This window comes from Chromatium okenii, from assembly GCF_016583745.1.
In the GTDB taxonomy this organism is placed as follows: Bacteria; Pseudomonadota; Gammaproteobacteria; order Chromatiales; family Chromatiaceae; genus Chromatium; species Chromatium okenii.
Genome location: NZ_NRRQ01000096.1, coordinates 1 through 1,222 on the forward strand (window position 1 = coordinate 1; position 1,222 = coordinate 1,222).

At 44.2% G+C, this 1,222-nt stretch carries 1 protein-coding gene; it reads left to right on the top strand.

Features of this window, described 5'->3' with window-relative positions:
- The first annotated feature begins 555 nt into the window (after positions 1-555).
- On the top strand, positions 556-927 hold the full coding sequence (locus CKO12_RS14295) for a hypothetical protein (protein WP_200155389.1): 372 nt from the start codon (positions 556-558) through the stop codon (positions 925-927).
- The last annotated feature ends 295 nt before the right edge of the window (positions 928-1,222 follow it).

Sequence of the window (1,222 nt, forward strand, 5' to 3'; positions counted from 1 at the left end):
CTATACTTAACTGAACTGTCTTCTTCACGTCTTAAGAAATTCAAAAGTTGGTCTTCGTTGCACAGTTTCACTGTCGTAAGCTCCTACATTTTCTCTTATAGTATAGTATGTTTTGCGGATAACTATAGTGCAAAGTTTCAATCTTTTAGGAGTTACGCAGTTGCGAACAAATCATATAATGGTGTTGATAAATAAAATCGCACGGCATTGCGCACGATCTTATTTTCGCTTCCATAATGCTTATTCCAGTTCGATAGAAGTAGCGTTCCAAACGTATGATTGAATTTTGGCGACACTTTGGCAGCCTTCGTACAACTATATGTTCGCGGATTAGCGATTAAAAACTGAATGTAATCTTGTTCGGTACATTTTGCAGGTTCATCTTTGTATTCTAAATCTATTTTGGTCAACTGCGTAACTCTTAGTTAATTTGAACAACTACGTCGTCACATAGCACAACCCTTCCCTAAGTCACGCTCCCTGTTTGCAACTGCCTCTTTTTTAGTCACAATCACCCACCCGTTCACGCTTGTCTCATCATTTGGAGAGTTGCTAATGCGTTACCGTAAACATGCCTTTCATCCGCTGATCATCTGGGCAAGAATCGCTGCCCTGCTCATCAGTGCCACGCTGGCGATGCCCGCCGGAGCTGCGACCTACATCGTGACCAATCTTGACGACAGCGGTCCCGGTTCGCTGCGGCAGGCGGTATTGGACGCGAATGCCAGTATCATCGCGGTGGACACCATCACTTTTGATCCAAAGGTTACTGGCGTAATCACTCTGACCAGCGGGGAGATCAATATCACTGATCGCAAGCTAACAATTAGCGGACCCGGCGCGATGTACTGGCCATCAGTGGTAATAAAAAATCGCGCATTTTTTATATTAGTAGCACCGCTACTGGAACAACGATTCAAGACTTGACGTTACAAGAAGGTAATCCGCCTAGTTCAGGTGACGCTTGGAATGAAGGTGCAGCGCTCGCTAATGTCAGTATGCTAACCCTCAATCGTATAGCTTTTAGCCAACATACAGATTGCTCTAGCGTCTTATACAACACCGGAACGCTTAAAGCGACTAATCTATGGATGCTAGGAGTTACGCAGTTGCGAACAAGCCATACAATGGTGCTGATAAATAAAATCGCACGGCACTGCGCACGATCTTATTTTTTGCTTCCATAATGCTTATTCCAGTTCGATAGAAGTAGCGTTCCAAA